Genomic DNA, 16,368 nt, shown 5'->3' on the forward strand with positions numbered 1-16,368 from the left:
AGAGCCCCCTGTCGGGTTCGAACCGACGACCCCCGCTTTACAAGTCCGTTACGGCTGTCGCTTCAACCTGCGTCGCCGGTACCACAGTTCGCTGACCTGCGAGTTTTCTATCCCGCCCTGTCCTGCGCTATCCCGGACTATCCCGTACTGACGTGTACGGCATGTGTACGGCTACTCAGGCGGCCGGTTATACCGAGCGAGGGTGGCCTGCGTGGTCGATGCGTCGCGGAAGACGAGTTCCCACGGGCCGGTGTTGATGTCCATGTCCTTCCCGAACCCCACCCACTTACCCGCCATGCGCCGGCCGGTGGGTTCGACGAGCAGCTGCACGGCTCCGTGGTAGCGGGCGCCGCGGTAGTACCCGTCCGTGGCGGTCTGTTCTACCCACGTGCCAGTGACGACACTTCCGTCGGCCGTGAGGTCCATGGTGAGCGGTGAGTCCGGGTTGGTGGACGCGCTGGGCAGGGAGCGGACCGTGAGCCGGTTGCCGTGCTGCAGCACGACGACGTGGTGCTGGCAGACGTAGGTGGTGTCGCGGCCGCTGGAGTAGTACTCGTACCGGGAGAGCCACACGCCCGAGTAGCTGGCGCGAGCGTCGGGCTGGGTGCCGGCCGCGGCCATGGGCGGGGCGACGCCCTCTACGGATGCCTGGACGTCGTGGCCGCCGCGGCCGTCGTCGCCGACCCGGGCAGTGGGCACTATGCCTGTGAAGCCGAGTGAGGCGATGGGGAGGCCGGTGACGGTCTCGAGGGCGCGGGCGTATAGGGGGCGGGGGGCGGCGACGTCGCCCGCTTCCCAGCGCTGCACGAGCCGCTTGGTGGCGTCGTTGGGGTGTCCTGCGCGCTGGCCGGCGTCGCGGATGGCGCGGGCGAAATCGTCCTGACTCATCAGCATTCCCATGCGTACAGCACGGAGTGTCGGGTTCGGCGTGTTCATGCCTTCACGGTAGCGCCAACCTCCGTACAACGACACCGAAATGACGCCCCGTATGACGTCGAAGCGTCGCCCTTCGTGACGCCGCGCGAGGCGACATGCCGACGTCATGGTGGACGCAAGACGGCTCCCCACCAGGAGGTACGGGCATGTGCTTATGGGCGCTGCACGCGGCGATGCCGAGTGAGTTGCTTTTCGACTCACCTAGGCCTACAGTCGACTCATCGCTTCCACAACGGAAGCGGCCCCGACCGGTGTTACTAGCACCGGATCGAGGCCTAGGTGTCGACCCTGATGAGAGGGACCGAACCATGAGCATCACCGTACCCGAGACCTTCAAGTCCTCCGGCGGTTTTGTCCGCCCCCTCGTCGAGCAGCCCGTGCAGGCGTCGGCCGAGGACCGCACCATCACCGTTCCGCTCCGCGTCGGCGGCTTCCTGACGTTCGAGTGCCCGGAGTGGTGCACGTCGGACCACAGCGAGGACATCGAGAGCGGCGTCTACAACCCCTCCGAGCTGTCCCACGACGGCGCCGAGGTGTCGGTGGAACTGGCCGACTTCTCCGGGGAGACGACGCAGATCCTGGCCGCGAGCATCCGGCAGTACCCGTTCTCCAGCGAGGAGAACCGCCCGTACATGGCGGTCCTGCCGCACGCGGGCAACGGCGAGTCGATGGGCTACCTGACGGCCGCCGAGGTGAACGAGACGATCGCCCGCGTCGAGGCGCACCTGGTGGCCCTGCGGGAGATGTCGGAGAAGCTGGCGGAGGCGACGGCGGAGTACCACCGCCAGGTATCGGCCGGCCGCTCGACCCGCTGGACGTCGCTCCTGTCGGACGACGTGCGGACGATGCCGATCGGCTACCTGCTGGAAGCGTTCGGTGCCCGGGTCGTCGAGGGCGACGGCGTCGAGGGCCTGGCGACGATGGAGCCGGAGGGTGACGGGTTCGTCATCACCCTCGACAGGGTCCTGACGCAGCTGATGCGCGAGACCCGTGTCCGCGCCCTGCTGCTGCAGCGGATCGGCGGCCGGCGATGAGCGACCGCGACCCGCTCGAGGGCGTCGGCCCCGACCGTCTCGCCTGGCATCAGGGGGCGTTGGACCGGGACCCGGCCGTGTGCGCCGAGGAGCAGCCCGACAAGCCCGGCTTCCCCTGCGTCCGTCCGAAGTTCTTCCACGACGTCCACGAGGACGTCCTCGGCCGCACCTGGCCGTTCGCCTTCGAGGGGCGGCTGACGGTCGCGCACCGGGCGCCGGTCGCCGACGGCATGGTCACGGTGCAGACCGGTGACCACGGCACGGTCGTCCTGCCCGAGCCGACATGGTGCACCGGGCACAAGGCGGCGGAGCCGTACCGGGAGGACATCGAGCATCAGGGCACCGAGCTGGTGGCGACGATCCCCACGCTGTGCCACCGCCCGGCGGACGTGCTGGGTGTGCAGCTGGTCCAGCGGCCGTTCTCTCCGTCGGAGCCGCGGGTGCACGCGGTGCTGAACGCGTCGGAGGACATGCACGCGCTGAACTCGGCCGGCCTGGACGTGGCGGCGGCGGTCCTCGTCGAGCACGCCGCGACGCTGCGGCACCTGGCCCGCCAGCTCGCCGCGCTGGAGGTGCAGCGATGAGCTCGACCTACTGGGAGCTGCTGTTCAAGGACGTCTCCGCCGACAAGCTGTTCGCCCTGGAGGACGAGGCCGGAGAGATGGACGCGGCCAGCGACTACATGGAAGCGCTGGTCGCCCTCCTCGCCAACTGGCGTCAGCAGCTGCAGGCGCGGGACTGGGAGTGCGAGCGGGAGCGCCGCGTCTACCAGAAGTGCGTCGACAAGGTCAGCGAGGCGTGGCTGCTCTACAGCTTCACCCACCGCGACAGCGCGCACATGCCCGACACGTTCGCCCTCGACACCCGGAAGCGGGGTGCGAAGTGATCGCGACCATGGTGCGCCGGCCGACGGAGAACCTGGCCGTTGGCAGGGTCGCGGCGGCGGCCCGGCCCCTTCCCTCGATCGCGGAGGCGTTCGCCTGCCTGGCGGCCTGTGAGGCGCGCGGGGACCTGTGCGGCGCGCGGCTGTGCCGGAACCTGCTGCAGCGCGTAGCGCGGGACGGGCGGGTGGGGGAATGAGCAAGCGCGGGTTCCTCAACAACCCCGAGACGAAGCGGATGATCCGGGCCTACGTCCTCGAGCGCGACGGCTGGCACTGCCACTACTGCCGCCGGCCGTTCGCCGACGAGGCCGAGGTCACCCTCGACCACTACATCCCGTGGAGCATCTGGCAGCAGAGCAAGCCGCGGAACCTGGTCGCCGCGTGCGGGCCGTGCAACAACGTGAAGGCCGACGCTCTGCCGCTCACGTTCGCGTGGCTGCTGCTCCGTCAGGCGCCCGCCCTCGGGCTCGCCGCGTAGCTGCAGGTCGAATCCCAAAAGGGTCGGCATCGCTGCAGCGTGCTTCCCAAATGCCCCCCCTCTCCGGAGGGGAGGCAAACGCCCAGCATGCGATCCAAGTGAGGCCCGTCGCCGCAGGTCGTTCCACAAGTGTTCGGGGCCTCTCCCCGTGCCGTACCCGCCCCCGCCTCCTACCGGGGACGGTGACGGTTCGGGGCGCCCCGAGCCTTGCGGTGCCCAATCCCCCCAAGGGGTCGGAGCCCAATCTTCACTTGGCCTCCCGCCCAATCCTCACAAGGCCTGCAGCCCAATTCCCCGTTGGCCTCCGAGCCCTTTACCCCCAAGGGCTCCGGACCGCTCCGGACCCCTCCGAGCCCAATACTCACAAGGCCTGTAGCGGCCTCCGGTAACACTCCGAGGAGACGTTCCCATGACCCTCTACACCCTGGCCCCCGGCATCACCCGCGACCTTCCGCCGGCCATCCCGCCGAGCCACCTGTGGGGGCCGGTCGACCGCGGCGAGGAGCCGCGCGCCATCGTCACCGTGCAGGTGGCCATGACCCGCGACATGCTCGCCCTCGCCCTCGACCACGCCGTCACCAACGCCTATGACGCGCTCGACACGTGGACCGTCGCCTACATCCGCGAGGGCGTCGAGATGGCCCTGTCGATGGAGGGCCCGTGGCGGATCGAGCAGGACGCCCACAGCTTCCCCGACCTTCTCGACGACCCGGCCGCCCGCACCAACGTCCAGGCCGTCTACCGGGCCGTCGACCGCGCCTTCCCGCTGTACGCCCCGAAGGAGTCCTGACCATGAAGACGTACACCGGGCCCACCGTCGGCGGAGCCGTCGCGACGATCCAGTGCCCCGACTGGTGCACCGTTGATCACGCCTACTGGAACGACGAGGCTGACGACTGCTGGCACGAGGCCGACCCGCTGGAGCTGCACCCGCCGCGCGACCGCGACCACCGGCGCGGCAACCCGCTGGTGCCGCTGCTCGACCTGCGGCTCCGCCTCCACTCCACCGAGCAGACCCCGGACGCCGCCCTCGTGTGGCTGCAGTACTCCGAGTACCGGGGCGACGGCATCGAGATGGACGTCCGCGGTCTCGACCAGCTGCTCGCCAGCCTCGACACCTACCGGGCCGGCGTCGCCGAGATGCGGGAGAAGCTGGCCGCGGCGGAGAACGAGCGGCGCAAGCGCTGACCTGCAGGTTTCGCGGCGCCGCGAAGTGGCCCGTGCCCGCACTCCACCGGGCACGGTACGCAGCCGGCCAGCACGAGGAGCTGTATAACATCCAGCTCCTCACCCGGCGCCCTGTCGCCCGCCCCGAGCTTCCACCGGGACGGTACGCGGGGCGCCCGCCGTCGTTAGGGGTCCGTGAACACGATCCAGTCGACCGGCATCGACGTCTCATGGGCGCGCTGCCGGGCCTGCTCCGCAGTGAGCGGCGTCATCCTGGCCACCGACCCCCTCACTCCGCTGCTCCGGGCTGGCGGAGTCCACACGCAGGCCAAGCACGGCCAGTCCCCGATGCGGCTGCTTGAGGTCCTTGTCGAGGACGCGGCAGTGTTCGGTGGGCACGACCCCCGGCCGGACCCGGCGGGATGGGTCCAGGCAGTGAACAAGGCCCTGCCTGCCGACTTCTGAGCCCGTGACGGGCCCGTGACGCCGCAGGTCAGGCCCGTGACGGTGCCCGTGACAGGGTGGTGACACGTCACGGGCTCAGGGCCGTTTGTCACGGGGTCTGTCACGGGCTCGACCTGCGGTTTCGTCCAGCTGTCACAGGCTTGTCACGCCCCCCTTTGCCCCGATATGCGGGGCGGACAGCCAGCCGGACACGGGGTGGACCCGGGGCGGACGGGGCCGGGCCTGTCCGGGGGACAGACCGGGGCATCTCGGGTGCTCAGGGGGTGCTCGGCGGGTGCTCGAGGGTGCTAAGCCCCAGGTCACAGCTGCTCACGGAACTGCTCAGGGGGTGCTCGGCCTGAGCAGCCGAGCACCCCCTGAGCACCCTCTGAGCAGGGTCGCGAGCACCCCCGACCTGCGGCTTAGCAGCAGCCGAGCACCCCCTGAGCAGGCGACAAAGGGGGACGTTACGGACCGCCATCAAACCCGATCAAGCGATGTGATCAAGAGACCACGAGGAGTAGCGTTGACGCACAATCAGCCGCCCATCGGAGGAGGGCCGATGCCGACGCGCAAAGAAGCCGCAGACCTAGTCCGCGGCACCCGAGACCCATCCAAGGCAGGCCTATGGCGGGCCGCGAGCGAGGACACCCAAGCCGACCACATCAGCCGGCTCACGGAGCTCGAGAGCGCGGCGGACGCCATCCAGGCATGGCACCCCACCCTCGTCCCCGGCATGCTGCAGACCTACCAGTACGCCGTGGACGCCATCCAGACCACCGCCCCGTCCCTGCCCATCGAGCAGGTGGCCGACCGGGCGGAGGCCAGGGCGAAGCGCATCGACGCACTCGGCTACGGCTCCGGACGGCGAGCCTGGTTCATCATCGACGAGCAGGTACTGCGGCGGCCGGTCGGCCACAAGGCCGTCCTCGTCGAGCAGCTGGAACACCTGCTCAGCATCGCCTCGCTCCGCCCGTCGGTGACCATCCAGATTCTCCCGAACGGCACCGGCGGACACCCCGGCCTCACGGGGGCGTTCACCCGCTACCAAGTCGGCCCGCAGCGGGTCGTGTTCGTCGAGACCCTGACCGGTTCTGTGATCTCCACCCGGCCGGAAGACAATGCCGCCTACGCACACGCTTACGATCACTTGCAGGCGTCGGCCGCCGGTCCGGCGGAGTCGCTCAGGATGATCGACTCAGCGAGGAGAGCGCTGTGCACGGAACTGATGATGAGCTCGTCTGGGTGAAGTCGACGTTCACGGACTCCGGTTCGTGTGTCGAGTGGGCCCGCCCCGCTGGCGGAGTGCTGGTGAGGGACAGTAAGCGGCCCGCGGGGGCCAGGATCCCGCTCAAGCCGGCCGCCTGGTCGGCTCTGGTCGACTGGGCCAAGACGCACCAGGTGTGACAGCAGGAAGCCCCTGCCGCAGGAGAGTTGCGGCAGGGGCTTTCGTGCGTCATGACCCGACCATCATGCACGAAGGGCGGGCGCCGGATCAGGGGTCGACGTCAGATAGATCTCACGGATCCGGGCCGCTATCCGGTCCTGCGTCTCCGCGACCTGCCCGTGGCTAGCCATGAACACCGCGTCCGCTTCCCGCGGGTCCACGCGGACCATGCCGCCCAGCTGGTTGAGTGCCGACCGGGCGGCCTTCACCTGCTCCCGCAACTCGTCATCGAGCACCAGGCCCGCCAGCATGTGCACGTCCTGGTTCGCCACGCGAAGCGTCTCGTTCAGGTCATCAGGGAGCATCTCCCCGCCGTACAGGCGAGTCTCGCGGCTGGCCATCATGTCTGCGTGGTGCGCCTGAGCCGTGGCCCTGCCAAGCGCCTGCAGGGCCTCGTTGAGCCGTTGCAGGTGCTCCAGCTCGAAAGTCTCCCGACGCTCGTGGAGAGCCGCCGCCGCGTCCTGCTGGCGCTCCTTCTGCTGCCGGCGATGCGTCAGCCAGCCGGTGAGCTGAGTCGCCAGGCCACCCAAGAAGAACGCTGCCACCGGCCATACGGCCATCCATCCTGTGTCCATCGGCGCAGTGTACGAGCGGCCTACGACAGCAGGGGGTGCTTCACCGCAGCCCTGGATGGGTCTCCGGCGGGCGGCGACGGCCCGGACTCGGGTTGGCGGCGCGGGCCGCATTCGCCTCCGCGGACGTCTTCAGCCGGTGGCACGGCTCGCACACGCCCTGCAACGCCTCCAGCCGATGGTCATCCGTCATCGCCTCGATATGGTCCGCGATCACGCTCGGCCTCACGCGGCAGATCTGGCACAGCGGATCCCGCGCGATCACCCGGGCCCGGATCGTCTTCCAGTTACCCGGCAGCCGGCTCGCCCTCGATGACGTACCCCAGTTGTGGGCCACGGCGGGCCCTCCTTCCTTCTCGTCGCTCAGCGCAGGACGATGACGCGGCCCTTCCCCGCGGACGCCCCTGCCTTCTCCTTGCCCAGCCCCTTCGCCAGGGCGTCCACCCGGCACTGCCACGCCAGGACCGCGGCGACGGCCGCGTCGATCTTCCGGGGCGAGTCGGGGTGCTCCTTCGCGATCTGCACGCCCACCCGCGACGAGCGGCGCCGGGCGTTCAGCACATGCCGGGTCAGGACGCTCGACCCGCTATGGGACAGCTCCGCCTCGACCACCGACGACCGGAACTTCTCCAGGGCCCGCACGATGAGGTGGGCACGGCCGCCCGTCATCCACCATTCGATGGGGTGCTGCAGGGTGGCCTTCACCTTCAGCCGGCGGCCGTGCTTCGCCTCCCAGGTCGCCACGTGGGACTCCCACTTCGCTGGGTCGGCGTACATGCCCACCACCCGGTAGGCCTTGAACGCGTCCTCGACGGTGGCCAGGACCTCGACGACGGGCACCTGCCAGTTCTCGCCCTCCGGGCCGTCAGGCTGCTCCCAGCAGCCCAGCAGGAACAGGTGGCCGTCCGAGACGCGGCAGCCGACGAGGGCGGTCGCGTCCGTGACGCCCTTGGAGCGGCGCCGTGAGCCGTCGAAGCCCAGCACGATCGGCTCGCGCTCGCCCACCACCTTCTCGACGTCCGCGACCCCAGCCCACTCGGGCTGCGTGATCCACGAGTCGGACGCGTGGGTGATCTGGCCGAGATAGAACCGGCGGGCGTCCTGCGGGTCGGTGTCTGGGTCCCACACCTCGGCGGCGATCCGCTCCAGGTTCACCCACCCGCCGGCCGGGACCGCCGAATCGCCGTAGGCGTGCAGCAGACCCGCCAGCAGCGAGTCCCGGTCGGACATGTCCGTCTCTGGCGGCGCCTCCCGGTGGTCGTACAGCAGACCCTCGTCGCGGGCGCGGCCCTCACGGATCCGCTTGAAGTACTCCGCCGAGGACTCCGCCACCGACCCGCCGCCTGGGATGTAGGCGTTCGGGGACTCCACCGACGTCCCCCCGGTCTTGCCCAGGTTGCGGCGCAGCGTCGCGGCCAGCTTCACGCCGCCGTTCGAGACGCGCCACTCCTCGGTCTGGTCCAGCACGCACCACACCGGCCGGTTGCCCTCGCGGGACGTGGCCGCCGAGGTCACGAACTCGATCCGGCCCGTGGGCAGGTTGACGAACGAGTCCAGCGGCTCGACCCCCGGATAGGCGTCCAGCACCGGTCCCTCGCGCAGCATCTCCAGCAGTGGGCCCCACGCGTTCTTCGTCTGGTCCTCCGACACGGCCGCCAGCTGCAGCCACGGCGTCCGTATCGACGACCACGGTCGGCCCACCGGCTCGCCCTCGGCGTCCCACCCGTCCGGCACGACGTCGGCCAGGGCCTCGGCGCACGTGAGGGCGGCCAGCAGCGGCGACTTCCCCCACCCCTTCGGACGGGACAGGACCGCGCGCCGGTAGCGGCGCAGGCCCGTCCGCGGGTCGATGGCGTACAGGTTGAGAACGAACTGCGCCTGCTCGCGCGTCAGCCGGAACGGCACATACTCCGAACGGTCCGGCGCGGCCAGGTTGCGATGCATCCAGTTGATGACCTGGTGCCCGAGCGTCGGCAGCTCGCCCTCGTATCTAGGCCCCCGCCACGGCATCCGGACCACCCCCTGGCAACACCTTCAGGTCCGCGAACTGCTCCTCGGACGAGGTACCGGGAGGTCGCTTGGAGTCGGCCTCGTCGGCCTGGGCGAACTGCATCCGAAGCCGGGCCCGGTCCTCGGGCGTCGCGCCAAACTTGGCGACCCGGAGCCGCAGCTCGGCGCCGGCCGTCGACTCGCCGTTCCAGTGCCGGGCGTGCACCAGGGCCGTGTCCCGCAGGAACGACCAGTCGGTAGAGGTGAAGTGCTCCGCCTGCGGAGAGGCCTTCCACATCTCCCACCACTCCAGCGTGGCCGCAGGCCAGGGCACCTCGACCATCTCGTCGCCCTGGCGGGCGCGCAGCGGCGGCAGATCGGGCGCCTCCGCCTGCTCGAAGCGCAGTACGGTCTGCTGCTGCGCGTCCTTGCGGTGGCCGGCGCGGCGCCGGGGATCCTTCGGGGCGGGTCCACGACCAGCCATGGCGTACCTCCTAGCTCAAGATCCAAAAGCCCCAGACGTGGGGCCACAGACGGCGCGTACACGGCTCCGATGGGCGAGAAGGGGGTATGGGGGTTATCCCCCCTATGCCCCATGTGTCCGGTTCGGCGTTCGTTCGGCCGTCCGCTCGGTACGTCGGCCGTAACGGCGACAGCTGGCAGAGGGGTCTCGGCCGGCCGTCGCGTCTGCTGCTCGTCTCGCTCGATGCTGCTGTTGATGTTGCTTCGCTTCGTTGATCGATTCGCTTGTTGATCTCGAACTTCGTTCTTCGATCTTCGTTCTTTGATCTTTGTTCTTTCGTCTTGTCTCTGCCCTTGCCCCCACCCCCCGGGGGGGGGGAGGGGGGTGGGGTGAGGGGTGGTCCCGGCCGACGGGTGTGGGTTCGCCTGGCCGGGACCGTCGACGCTGGCGCGTGAGGCTGGCTGCTGCCCCTCGCACCATCGGTCTGCTGCTCGCCCATGAGCCATCGAGAGCAGTGCCGTTGACGCCGAGTCTGTAGGTCACGCGGTCTCCGCGAGGTACCGCTGTGCTGCCGCGTGACCGCCGTTGAGGGTCTGTGCAGACCGCTTAGCGTGGCCCGCGTTCCTCCAGCGCTCGACCTGGGCTGACCTCTGCCTGACCTCGCCCGGTGTCGCGAGACTCAGGGTCAGCTCGCTCTGCCTCACGAGGTACACCCAGCGTGCGACGGGCCGACTCTTCAGGTCCCGCCACTGCTGCAGCGTCGGGTGCAGCTGACGCCAGTCGTCGGCCATGACCCGCTCGACGGTGGGGTCGGGGAAGTGGGCGACGGCGAACAGGGCGTTGTCCCTGCCCCCGTCGCCCCCCGCGACCTTCACGATGTCGGCCCGGTCGTGGATGAGCTGTTCGAGCTGGGCGACCGCGCCTTCGGCCTTGTTGTACGCGGTCGCGTGAACCGGGTCGTTCCAGTTCAGCCGACTGGAGTCGACGAGGTCGATGGACTCGGGCAGCTTGGCCGCGGCCTTGGTGATGACGCCGACGAGGGTGGAGAACTCCTTCTGGAGTCCACCGATCCAGGCGGGGACCGCGTCACGGGCGGCGCCGATGTACCGCTGGTCGGCCTCGTCGGTGAACAGGCCGGCGGCGCGGCGGGTGACGTCGGTCAGGCGGAGCGCTTCGGCGTGCTGCCGGATGACGCCCTCGGCGTCGGCCGCCAGGTAGGGCAGCTCGGGCCGTTCGGGGTCGGGCTTGGTCGCGGTTTCGAAGACGGCGGTGCGGAGCCGCTGGGCTTCCCTTACCTCGTCGGGGACGGGCAGCTTGCGCCGCTCGGCCGCCTGCACTGCCTTCTCCGCTTCGTGCACGCGGGCGCCGTAGTGCATCACGCGGCATCACCGCCGAAGATGGACGGCACCACGGGGGCGACGGGCTCGTCGCTGTCGAGGTTCTGCTGCGCGTACCAGTCGATGGCTCCCGGGTTGGAGCTGTCGAAGCCGGGCGGGGTGGGGGCGATGAACAGGGCCGTGTGCCCGAGCTTCCAGGCGATGTCTTCGGTGTCGGGCATGGAGTTCCACTCCTCGACGTCGCGGACGAACCCGGGCCGGTCGGCAGCGTAGGTGTCGAGGATGTCGGTCCATCCCCATTCACTCGCGCGGGCGGCGATGGCCTGGGCGAGGACGGTGTCGCCGTCGCGCTCGGCCCGCTCCAGGGCGGTGGCCGCCTCGCGGGGGTCCTCGAGCTTGGCGGCCCGGTCGTTGGCGTCGCGGCGGGCGATGACCGCGCCCGGGTCGGAGATGGACGAGGTGGTGCCGAACATGCGGCGCTGGAGCTGGGTGCGCTGCCGGGCGGCGCTGTCGAGTTCGGCCTGCCGCAGCGTCTCCAGATCGCCCTGCGCCTTCTTGTAGGCCTGGGCGGAGAGCACCTTCTTGGCGTGGTCGGAGTACATCCGGTTCCCCTGGATGCGGCCGAGCTGCTGCTGGTACGCGTTCATGATCTGGTCACGGCTCATGACGGATTCCTCCGGTGGTGGTGAGGGCGAAGCCCTGCAGGGTGTTGATGATGTGGTCGATGTACTGCGGGTCGCAGATACCGCGGAGGGTGTCTGCGAGGGCGAGGGTGGCGCCGATGGCCACCTGCGCGGTCTCGTCGGGGCTGAGCCCGTCGAGGAGCTTCTGCGCGCCGTCCTGGTCGCCTCTGAGCGCGGCGATGACGACGCCGTAGGTGCTGAGGGTCAGGTCCGTCACGACGCCCCCTGCGGGTCGTCGGTGAACTGGTCGGGCCGGCTGGCGCACTGGGCGTTGTGCTGTTCGTGGCAGCGCTTGAAGCCGCGGCACAGCTTCGCCCCGCAGCCCTTCGAGCAGAGCACGTAGGTGTTGCGCATCAGCGGACGTGCGCACGAGCCGCAGAACCCGAGCCGGATCCCGGCCCGCTTCGCCTTCGACCGATGCCGGGCCATGACACCGCCCTTACGACGGCCGGCGAGCTCGGCCCGCTGCTGCTCCTTCTGCTGCGTCTTTGCCTTGGCCGCGGCTATCCGGGCCTGCACCTGCCGCTCGACGTGGGACTCGGTCATGACTCGGCCACCGACAAGTTGTGGTCGTAGCCGTTGGCGGCGTGCCACTCGACGGTCGTCCAGGTTTCCCCGTCGGCGATAAACACGGGCTGGATGCCGGTGCCCTTGGAGCCGTCCTCCTCGATGCCGAGGGTGACAACGGCCCAGGCGACGATCGGGTAGTCGATGCCGACGCCTTCGGGGTCGGTGTCCCGGACAACCCAGCCGGGCTGTGCGGGGGCGAGGGATACGGGGCAGTGAAGCGAGATGTTCAAGGTGGCTCCTGGTCTGTGGTTGCTGTCGAAAGGCGGCAGCAAGGGGAGTGACGGGCCGATGCACGTCCTTCTTCTTGCTGCGGTCTTGTCCCCCCGGGGGGCACCGGGCTGCAGTTCGGAATCTGGCTGGGTGTCCCCCGTCCACGTGTCCCCCCTATAGGGGGACTGGGGACACGGGGACACCGGGGGGACGGCGTCCCCCGGGGACACCGGGGGGACACTCGGGGGACACGGGGACACCGGTTACTCCTCCTCTTCGAATGGCTTCAGGAGGACGTGCAGCTTGGACCTGTTGGGGCCGGGCTGCACCTCTACGAACCCTTCGTCTGTGAGGAAGGCGAGCCCGGTTGCTAGCACGCCCTTGTTGCCGCCCACGCGGGCCTCGATTCCGCGGACATTCAGAGGCTCTGTGGCGCCTGCCAGTGCCGCCGAGATCTTCCGCATGACCTCGGTCGGCCGGAAGGGTCCGTCCTGCTCGACGGGCGGGTACAGGGACGCCTCGGTGAAGGTGGCGTCGTGGGACTTGAGGACGAAGTCGGCGAACCAGTGCATGCCGCTGCTGTGGGGGAGGGAGTGGCGCCGCAGCTGGCCGGGCCGGTCCTTGGCGATGCGAACGGTCGATTTGCCGGTCATTCCGATGCCGAACGGCGCGCGGTTCTCCAGGATGTACATGGCGCCGTTGATGCCGTTGAGCTTGTGGACGCCACCGATGGCGTACCGCCCGCGCCCCTCACGGTCCTTGGTGACATGGTCGAGAGTGGCGACTGCGGCGCCCATCTCGGCGATCGGCCGCAGCAGCATGCGCCCGAACTTGGCGATGTCGGTGTTGTCCTTCAGTTCCATGCCGTGCATCGCCATGCCCTCGGTGACGCCGTCGACGGGTACGAACGTGGGCCGAAGGTCGTTGAGGGCCTGGCCGATCTCCAGCCGGTTGATGCCGATGGTGAGTGGTTCCTCGGGCCGGATGTAGGCGAACCGGTCGCGGATGTCCTGCACGCTGGCGCCGAGGGCGAGGAGCCGGCCGACGACGCCGGGGGCGTCGTCCTCGAAGTCGAGGAACACGACCGCGTTTCCGGCGGCCAGCTCGGACGCGACGGCCATGAGGGCGAACCATGTCTTGCCGCCTTCGGACTCGCCGACGACGGAGTGCATGCGGCCCGGGTAGAACAGGCCGATGCCGTCGTTGCGGGCGCCGATGGTGGGCTGCGGTGGGGTGTACGTACCGTCGAGGACATCCTCGAGGTCCCGGGGGCGCCAGGTCGGCACGGGGGGTGGCGTCGCTTGCGCGATGGCGAGGCGGGGCTCGGGGACGACGAGCCTGACGGCGTCTGGGGGCGGTGGATCCGCCCAGTCCTCAGGCCACATGTCGGGCTCGCTCATGCGGCCTCCTGGTAGGCGATGGGGCGGGGTCGGTTGTGGGGCAGGTCGACCTGGCGGCCGTCGAGGTGGTGGCGCCAGTTCCCGGTGCCGGGAACCTTGATGGGCGGCCAGCCGGGGGTAGCGACTACCTCGTGGGGGCGCCGGTGCTTGGCCAGGGCGTCGAGCTCGGCCAGGGTGCGCCGTGCCCACAGCGGCTCGCGGGGTGCGGCGACGTCGCGGAACCACCGCAGCAGCTCTTCCTCGTCGCCGTACTTGCGCCAGTTCTCGGCGGCGTCGAGTGCGCCGGCGAGCCGCTTGGGGTCGTCGGGGTGGAGCTGTCTCCACTCCTTGCTGGCGTACTTGGGGAAGTCGGCCGCGAAGTACAGGGACCGCGCTTCGGCCCACAGCTGCACGGCGTCTTCGGCAGGGATGTGCTGGACGACTTCGGCGAGCACGACGGGCGGCGGCGGCTCCTCGTTGCAGCCAGCCGGTCCGCAGTCGAGCGGGTCGCGGTGCCCGCAGTGCAGCGGCTCACACCGGCCCGCGGCTTCTCGGCGCCGCAGGATCTGTGCCACCATGGCAGCGGACGTACCGCTGTCGGCGGAGTCTTCCTGAAACGCCCCGGATACCCGCCGGGGCGTTTCTGCATTCCGGATCATGCTGCGGCGCCTCCGGCCTGAACGGTCCTGGTCTGCAGCCACGCCTCGATGGCGCTGCGCCGGTACTTGATGCGCCCGCCCTTTCCGGGCGTGGTCTTGATGTAGTCGGGCCCTGCCCCCGTCCACCGCCAGTTGGCAAGCGTCTGGGGGCTGAACCCGTACTCCGCGTGTACCTGTCGAGGTACAAGGAGTTCGTCTGCCACAACTTCTCCTCACATGAGTTGTTTTACGACTCACATGACCCTAGAGTGGGGCCATGACAGTGACAGTAGCAGACAGTCTGGGGCTGAGCGAGATTCACTTGAGTCCTAAGATGGCTTGCATGACGCCGCCCCCCAGGACCCGCACCCAGGTATCAGACGAGACCGGCAGGAACGTTGCAGCGAACGTGAGGCGCGTTCGCGAGCTCCGCGGTCTCTCCACCTACGACCTCTCCCGACTCATGGAAGCGATCGGCCGGCCGATCGCCGCTTCGGCTGTCGCGAAGATCGAACGCGCGGAACGACGTGTCGACGTGGGCGACCTGACCGCCCTCGCGGCCGCGCTCCGCGTCAACCCGTCAGCCCTGCTCCTGCCTCTCACGGACCGTGCGTCCGAGACGGTCGAGATCACCGGGGTCGGCTCCGTTGACGCCGAGTCGGCCTGGGACTGGATGGACGGGGAGATGCCCATTGAGCGCATCGAACCGGGGGACCCGACCGGAGCTCTGCTGCAGTTCCAGGTGTACGCCCGCCCGCCGGGCCGGCGCATGCAGCTGGCGCCCGGCGAGGAGGGCTAGATGGCGCGAGTCTGGATCGAGGACCGGGAGTCGCACGCGGACTATCAGGCGGCGATGGAGAAGTGGCAGGCCGCGAAGCGTGAGGGCAGCAAGCGGCAGCCGCCCGGCCGGTGGCGGGTTCGCTGGTACGGGCCGGACGGCAAGGGCAAGGCGAAGACGTTCGGCAAGCTGCCGCAAGCCGAGGCCGAGGTGCACGCGATCACGGCCCGCCTCGACAAGGGGTCGTATCGCGATCCTCGGTCAGGCAAGGCAGCGGTATCCGTCGTGGCCGAGGAATGGTTCAAGACTCTCCGCAAGCAGGCCCGGCGAACGAAGAACGACTACCGCGAACTGTTGGACCTGTACGTGATCCCCAAGTGGGGCGATTGGCAGGTCTCGGCGATCCAGTGGGACGACGTCTCTACATGGGTGGACGACCTGATCAACAAGCCGGGCGCGTCCGGCCGACCCCTGAGTCCTGGCCGCATCGCCAAGACGTTCTACGTGTTCGGCGGCGTGATGAAGCACGCGATCCGGACGCATCGCATCGCCGTGAATCCCGCCAGCGAGCACACGCTGCCCCGGGCGGACGATGACGACGAGCACGTCTACCTCACCCACGACCAGGTCGAAGCGTTGGCCGAGGCCGCCGGAGATCACCGGCTTCTGGTGCTCGTCCTCGCGTACAGCGGGATCAGGTGGGGCGAGGCCATCGCCATCAAGGCGTCCCGGTTCAACGTGGACACACGCCGCATCCGGATCGTCCAGGCGTACTCGGACGTGAACGGCAAGCTTGAGCTTGGCCCGGTGAAGAACCACGAGAAGCGGTCCGTCCCGGTACCGCGCTCCTTCGCTGAGGACCTGCGGCCACTTCTGGACGGTCGGAAGCGCGACGACCTGGTGTTCATCGCCCCGATGGGCGGCCCCCTGCGCTACCGGAACTTCCGGCAGCGTGCGTTCGACAAAGCCGTGGTCGCGGCAGGCCTTGGAGACCTCGGCATCACGCCCCACAAGCTGCGACACACGGCCGCGTCGCTCGCCATCGCCGCCGGCGCCGACGTCAAGGTCGTGCAGACGATGCTCGGTCACAAGTCCGCAGCAATGACGCTGGACGTCTACGGGCACCTGTGGCCCGACCGCCTCGACGAGGTCGCGGATGCCCTCGATCGGGGCCGACTTGCCGCACTGGAGCGGCGGGGAGCGGTGCTCGCCGCGTAGGGCCCGAAGATCCAGCGTGTACGGAATGTGTACTGCCCCCCAAGATGATCTTGGGGGGCAGTCGCATGTGTACCCACTCTGAGCAGGCACTTTCCCTCAGAGCCCCCTGTCGGGTTCGAACCGACGACCCCCGCTTTACAAG

At 69.5% G+C, this 16,368-nt stretch carries 24 protein-coding genes; 11 read left to right on the top strand and 13 right to left on the bottom strand.

What is annotated here, in order from left to right:
• Nucleotides 1–171: 171 nt before the first annotated feature.
• Nucleotides 172–936, bottom strand: coding sequence for a helix-turn-helix domain-containing protein (locus ABT034_RS34530; protein ID WP_351221066.1), 765 nt, complete (start codon nucleotides 934–936; stop codon nucleotides 172–174).
• A gap of 308 nt (nucleotides 937–1,244) precedes the next feature.
• Here ABT034_RS34530 and ABT034_RS34535 point away from each other — a divergent pair, with 308 nt between their 5' ends.
• The 9 genes from ABT034_RS34535 (at nucleotide 1,245) to ABT034_RS34575 (ending at nucleotide 6,349) form a co-directional block, all read left to right on the top strand.
• The gene (locus ABT034_RS34535) at nucleotides 1,245–1,970 is read left to right on the top strand and encodes a DUF6907 domain-containing protein (RefSeq protein ID WP_351221067.1); all 726 of its coding nucleotides are present in this window, start codon (nucleotides 1,245–1,247) and stop codon (nucleotides 1,968–1,970) included.
• Nucleotides 1,967–2,554: a DUF6907 domain-containing protein gene (locus ABT034_RS34540; RefSeq protein ID WP_351221068.1), complete on the top strand. Its 588-nt coding sequence runs from the start codon at nucleotides 1,967–1,969 to the stop codon at nucleotides 2,552–2,554. Before ABT034_RS34535 ends, ABT034_RS34540 begins: the two co-directional genes overlap by 4 nt.
• Complete coding sequence (locus tag ABT034_RS34545; protein ID WP_351221069.1) at nucleotides 2,551–2,856, top strand: hypothetical protein; 306 nt, start codon at nucleotides 2,551–2,553, stop codon at nucleotides 2,854–2,856. The genes ABT034_RS34540 and ABT034_RS34545 overlap by 4 nt, the downstream gene beginning before the upstream one ends.
• Nucleotides 2,857–3,046: 190 nt before the next feature.
• A complete protein-coding gene (locus tag ABT034_RS34550; RefSeq protein WP_351221070.1) occupies nucleotides 3,047–3,331 on the top strand; it encodes an HNH endonuclease in 285 nt (94 codons plus the stop codon).
• 409 nt (nucleotides 3,332–3,740) lie between these two features.
• Nucleotides 3,741–4,121 carry a hypothetical protein gene (locus tag ABT034_RS34555; RefSeq protein ID WP_351221071.1) on the top strand — a complete coding sequence of 127 codons (381 nt, stop codon included), beginning with the start codon at nucleotides 3,741–3,743 and terminating at the stop codon, nucleotides 4,119–4,121.
• A gap of 2 nt (nucleotides 4,122–4,123) precedes the next feature.
• On the top strand, nucleotides 4,124–4,519 hold the full coding sequence (locus ABT034_RS34560; protein ID WP_351221072.1) for a DUF6907 domain-containing protein: 396 nt from the start codon (nucleotides 4,124–4,126) through the stop codon (nucleotides 4,517–4,519).
• A 174-nt stretch (nucleotides 4,520–4,693) separates the two neighbouring features.
• A complete protein-coding gene (locus tag ABT034_RS34565) occupies nucleotides 4,694–4,963 on the top strand; it encodes a hypothetical protein (RefSeq protein ID WP_351221073.1) in 270 nt (89 codons plus the stop codon).
• Nucleotides 4,964–5,504: 541 nt separating this feature from the next.
• Nucleotides 5,505–6,191, top strand: coding sequence for a DUF5753 domain-containing protein (locus ABT034_RS34570; protein WP_351221074.1), 687 nt, complete (start codon nucleotides 5,505–5,507; stop codon nucleotides 6,189–6,191).
• Nucleotides 6,188–6,349: a DUF397 domain-containing protein gene (locus ABT034_RS34575; RefSeq protein ID WP_351221088.1), complete on the top strand. Its 162-nt coding sequence runs from the start codon at nucleotides 6,188–6,190 to the stop codon at nucleotides 6,347–6,349. The genes ABT034_RS34570 and ABT034_RS34575 overlap by 4 nt, the downstream gene beginning before the upstream one ends.
• Nucleotides 6,350–6,412: 63 nt before the next feature.
• Here ABT034_RS34575 and ABT034_RS34580 read toward each other — a convergent pair whose 3' ends face one another.
• The 12 genes from ABT034_RS34580 to ABT034_RS34635 form a co-directional block, all read right to left on the bottom strand.
• Nucleotides 6,413–6,964, bottom strand: coding sequence for a ribosome biogenesis protein NOP53-like (locus ABT034_RS34580; RefSeq protein WP_351221075.1), 552 nt, complete (start codon nucleotides 6,962–6,964; stop codon nucleotides 6,413–6,415).
• A gap of 40 nt (nucleotides 6,965–7,004) precedes the next feature.
• Nucleotides 7,005–7,298: an HNH endonuclease gene (locus ABT034_RS34585; protein ID WP_351221076.1), complete on the bottom strand. Its 294-nt coding sequence runs from the start codon at nucleotides 7,296–7,298 to the stop codon at nucleotides 7,005–7,007.
• 26 nt (nucleotides 7,299–7,324) lie between these two features.
• Nucleotides 7,325–8,971 carry a terminase large subunit domain-containing protein gene (locus ABT034_RS34590; RefSeq protein WP_351221089.1) on the bottom strand — a complete coding sequence of 549 codons (1,647 nt, stop codon included), beginning with the start codon at nucleotides 8,969–8,971 and terminating at the stop codon, nucleotides 7,325–7,327.
• A complete protein-coding gene (locus ABT034_RS34595; protein ID WP_351221077.1) occupies nucleotides 8,952–9,434 on the bottom strand; it encodes a phage terminase small subunit in 483 nt (160 codons plus the stop codon). The genes ABT034_RS34590 and ABT034_RS34595 overlap by 20 nt, the downstream gene beginning before the upstream one ends.
• 518 nt (nucleotides 9,435–9,952) lie before the next feature.
• Nucleotides 9,953–10,771 (bottom strand): hypothetical protein, encoded by an 819-nt coding sequence (locus tag ABT034_RS34600; protein ID WP_351221078.1) that lies wholly within the window; start codon nucleotides 10,769–10,771, stop codon nucleotides 9,953–9,955.
• A 17-nt stretch (nucleotides 10,772–10,788) separates the two neighbouring features.
• Nucleotides 10,789–11,415, bottom strand: a complete 627-nt coding sequence (locus ABT034_RS34605; protein ID WP_351221079.1) for a hypothetical protein — start codon at nucleotides 11,413–11,415, stop codon at nucleotides 10,789–10,791.
• Nucleotides 11,405–11,650, bottom strand: a complete 246-nt coding sequence (locus tag ABT034_RS34610) for a hypothetical protein (protein ID WP_351221080.1) — start codon at nucleotides 11,648–11,650, stop codon at nucleotides 11,405–11,407. The genes ABT034_RS34605 and ABT034_RS34610 overlap by 11 nt, the downstream gene beginning before the upstream one ends.
• Nucleotides 11,647–11,979 carry a hypothetical protein gene (locus tag ABT034_RS34615; protein ID WP_351221081.1) on the bottom strand — a complete coding sequence of 111 codons (333 nt, stop codon included), beginning with the start codon at nucleotides 11,977–11,979 and terminating at the stop codon, nucleotides 11,647–11,649. Before ABT034_RS34615 ends, ABT034_RS34610 begins: the two co-directional genes overlap by 4 nt.
• Entirely contained in the window at nucleotides 11,976–12,233 is a 258-nt protein-coding gene (locus ABT034_RS34620) for a hypothetical protein (protein WP_351221082.1), read from the bottom strand. The genes ABT034_RS34615 and ABT034_RS34620 overlap by 4 nt, the downstream gene beginning before the upstream one ends.
• Nucleotides 12,234–12,476: 243 nt before the next feature.
• Entirely contained in the window at nucleotides 12,477–13,613 is a 1,137-nt protein-coding gene (locus tag ABT034_RS34625; protein ID WP_351221083.1) for an AAA family ATPase, read from the bottom strand.
• Nucleotides 13,610–14,170, bottom strand: a complete 561-nt coding sequence (locus ABT034_RS34630; protein WP_351221084.1) for a DUF2742 domain-containing protein — start codon at nucleotides 14,168–14,170, stop codon at nucleotides 13,610–13,612. Before ABT034_RS34630 ends, ABT034_RS34625 begins: the two co-directional genes overlap by 4 nt.
• 77 nt (nucleotides 14,171–14,247) lie before the next feature.
• Nucleotides 14,248–14,454, bottom strand: a complete 207-nt coding sequence (locus ABT034_RS34635) for a helix-turn-helix transcriptional regulator (protein WP_351221085.1) — start codon at nucleotides 14,452–14,454, stop codon at nucleotides 14,248–14,250.
• A 185-nt stretch (nucleotides 14,455–14,639) separates the two neighbouring features.
• On the opposite strand from ABT034_RS34635, the gene ABT034_RS34640 reads away from it, so the two are divergent.
• Both ABT034_RS34640 and ABT034_RS34645 read left to right on the top strand, forming a co-directional pair.
• Nucleotides 14,640–15,029 carry a helix-turn-helix domain-containing protein gene (locus ABT034_RS34640; RefSeq protein WP_351221086.1) on the top strand — a complete coding sequence of 130 codons (390 nt, stop codon included), beginning with the start codon at nucleotides 14,640–14,642 and terminating at the stop codon, nucleotides 15,027–15,029.
• Nucleotides 15,030–16,226 carry a tyrosine-type recombinase/integrase gene (locus tag ABT034_RS34645; RefSeq protein WP_351221087.1) on the top strand — a complete coding sequence of 399 codons (1,197 nt, stop codon included), beginning with the start codon at nucleotides 15,030–15,032 and terminating at the stop codon, nucleotides 16,224–16,226.
• Nucleotides 16,227–16,368: the final 142 nt, after the last annotated feature.

Origin of the sequence: Streptomyces sp. NPDC002773, from assembly GCF_040295605.1 — a bacterium.
Classification (GTDB): domain Bacteria; phylum Actinomycetota; class Actinomycetes; order Streptomycetales; family Streptomycetaceae; genus Streptomyces.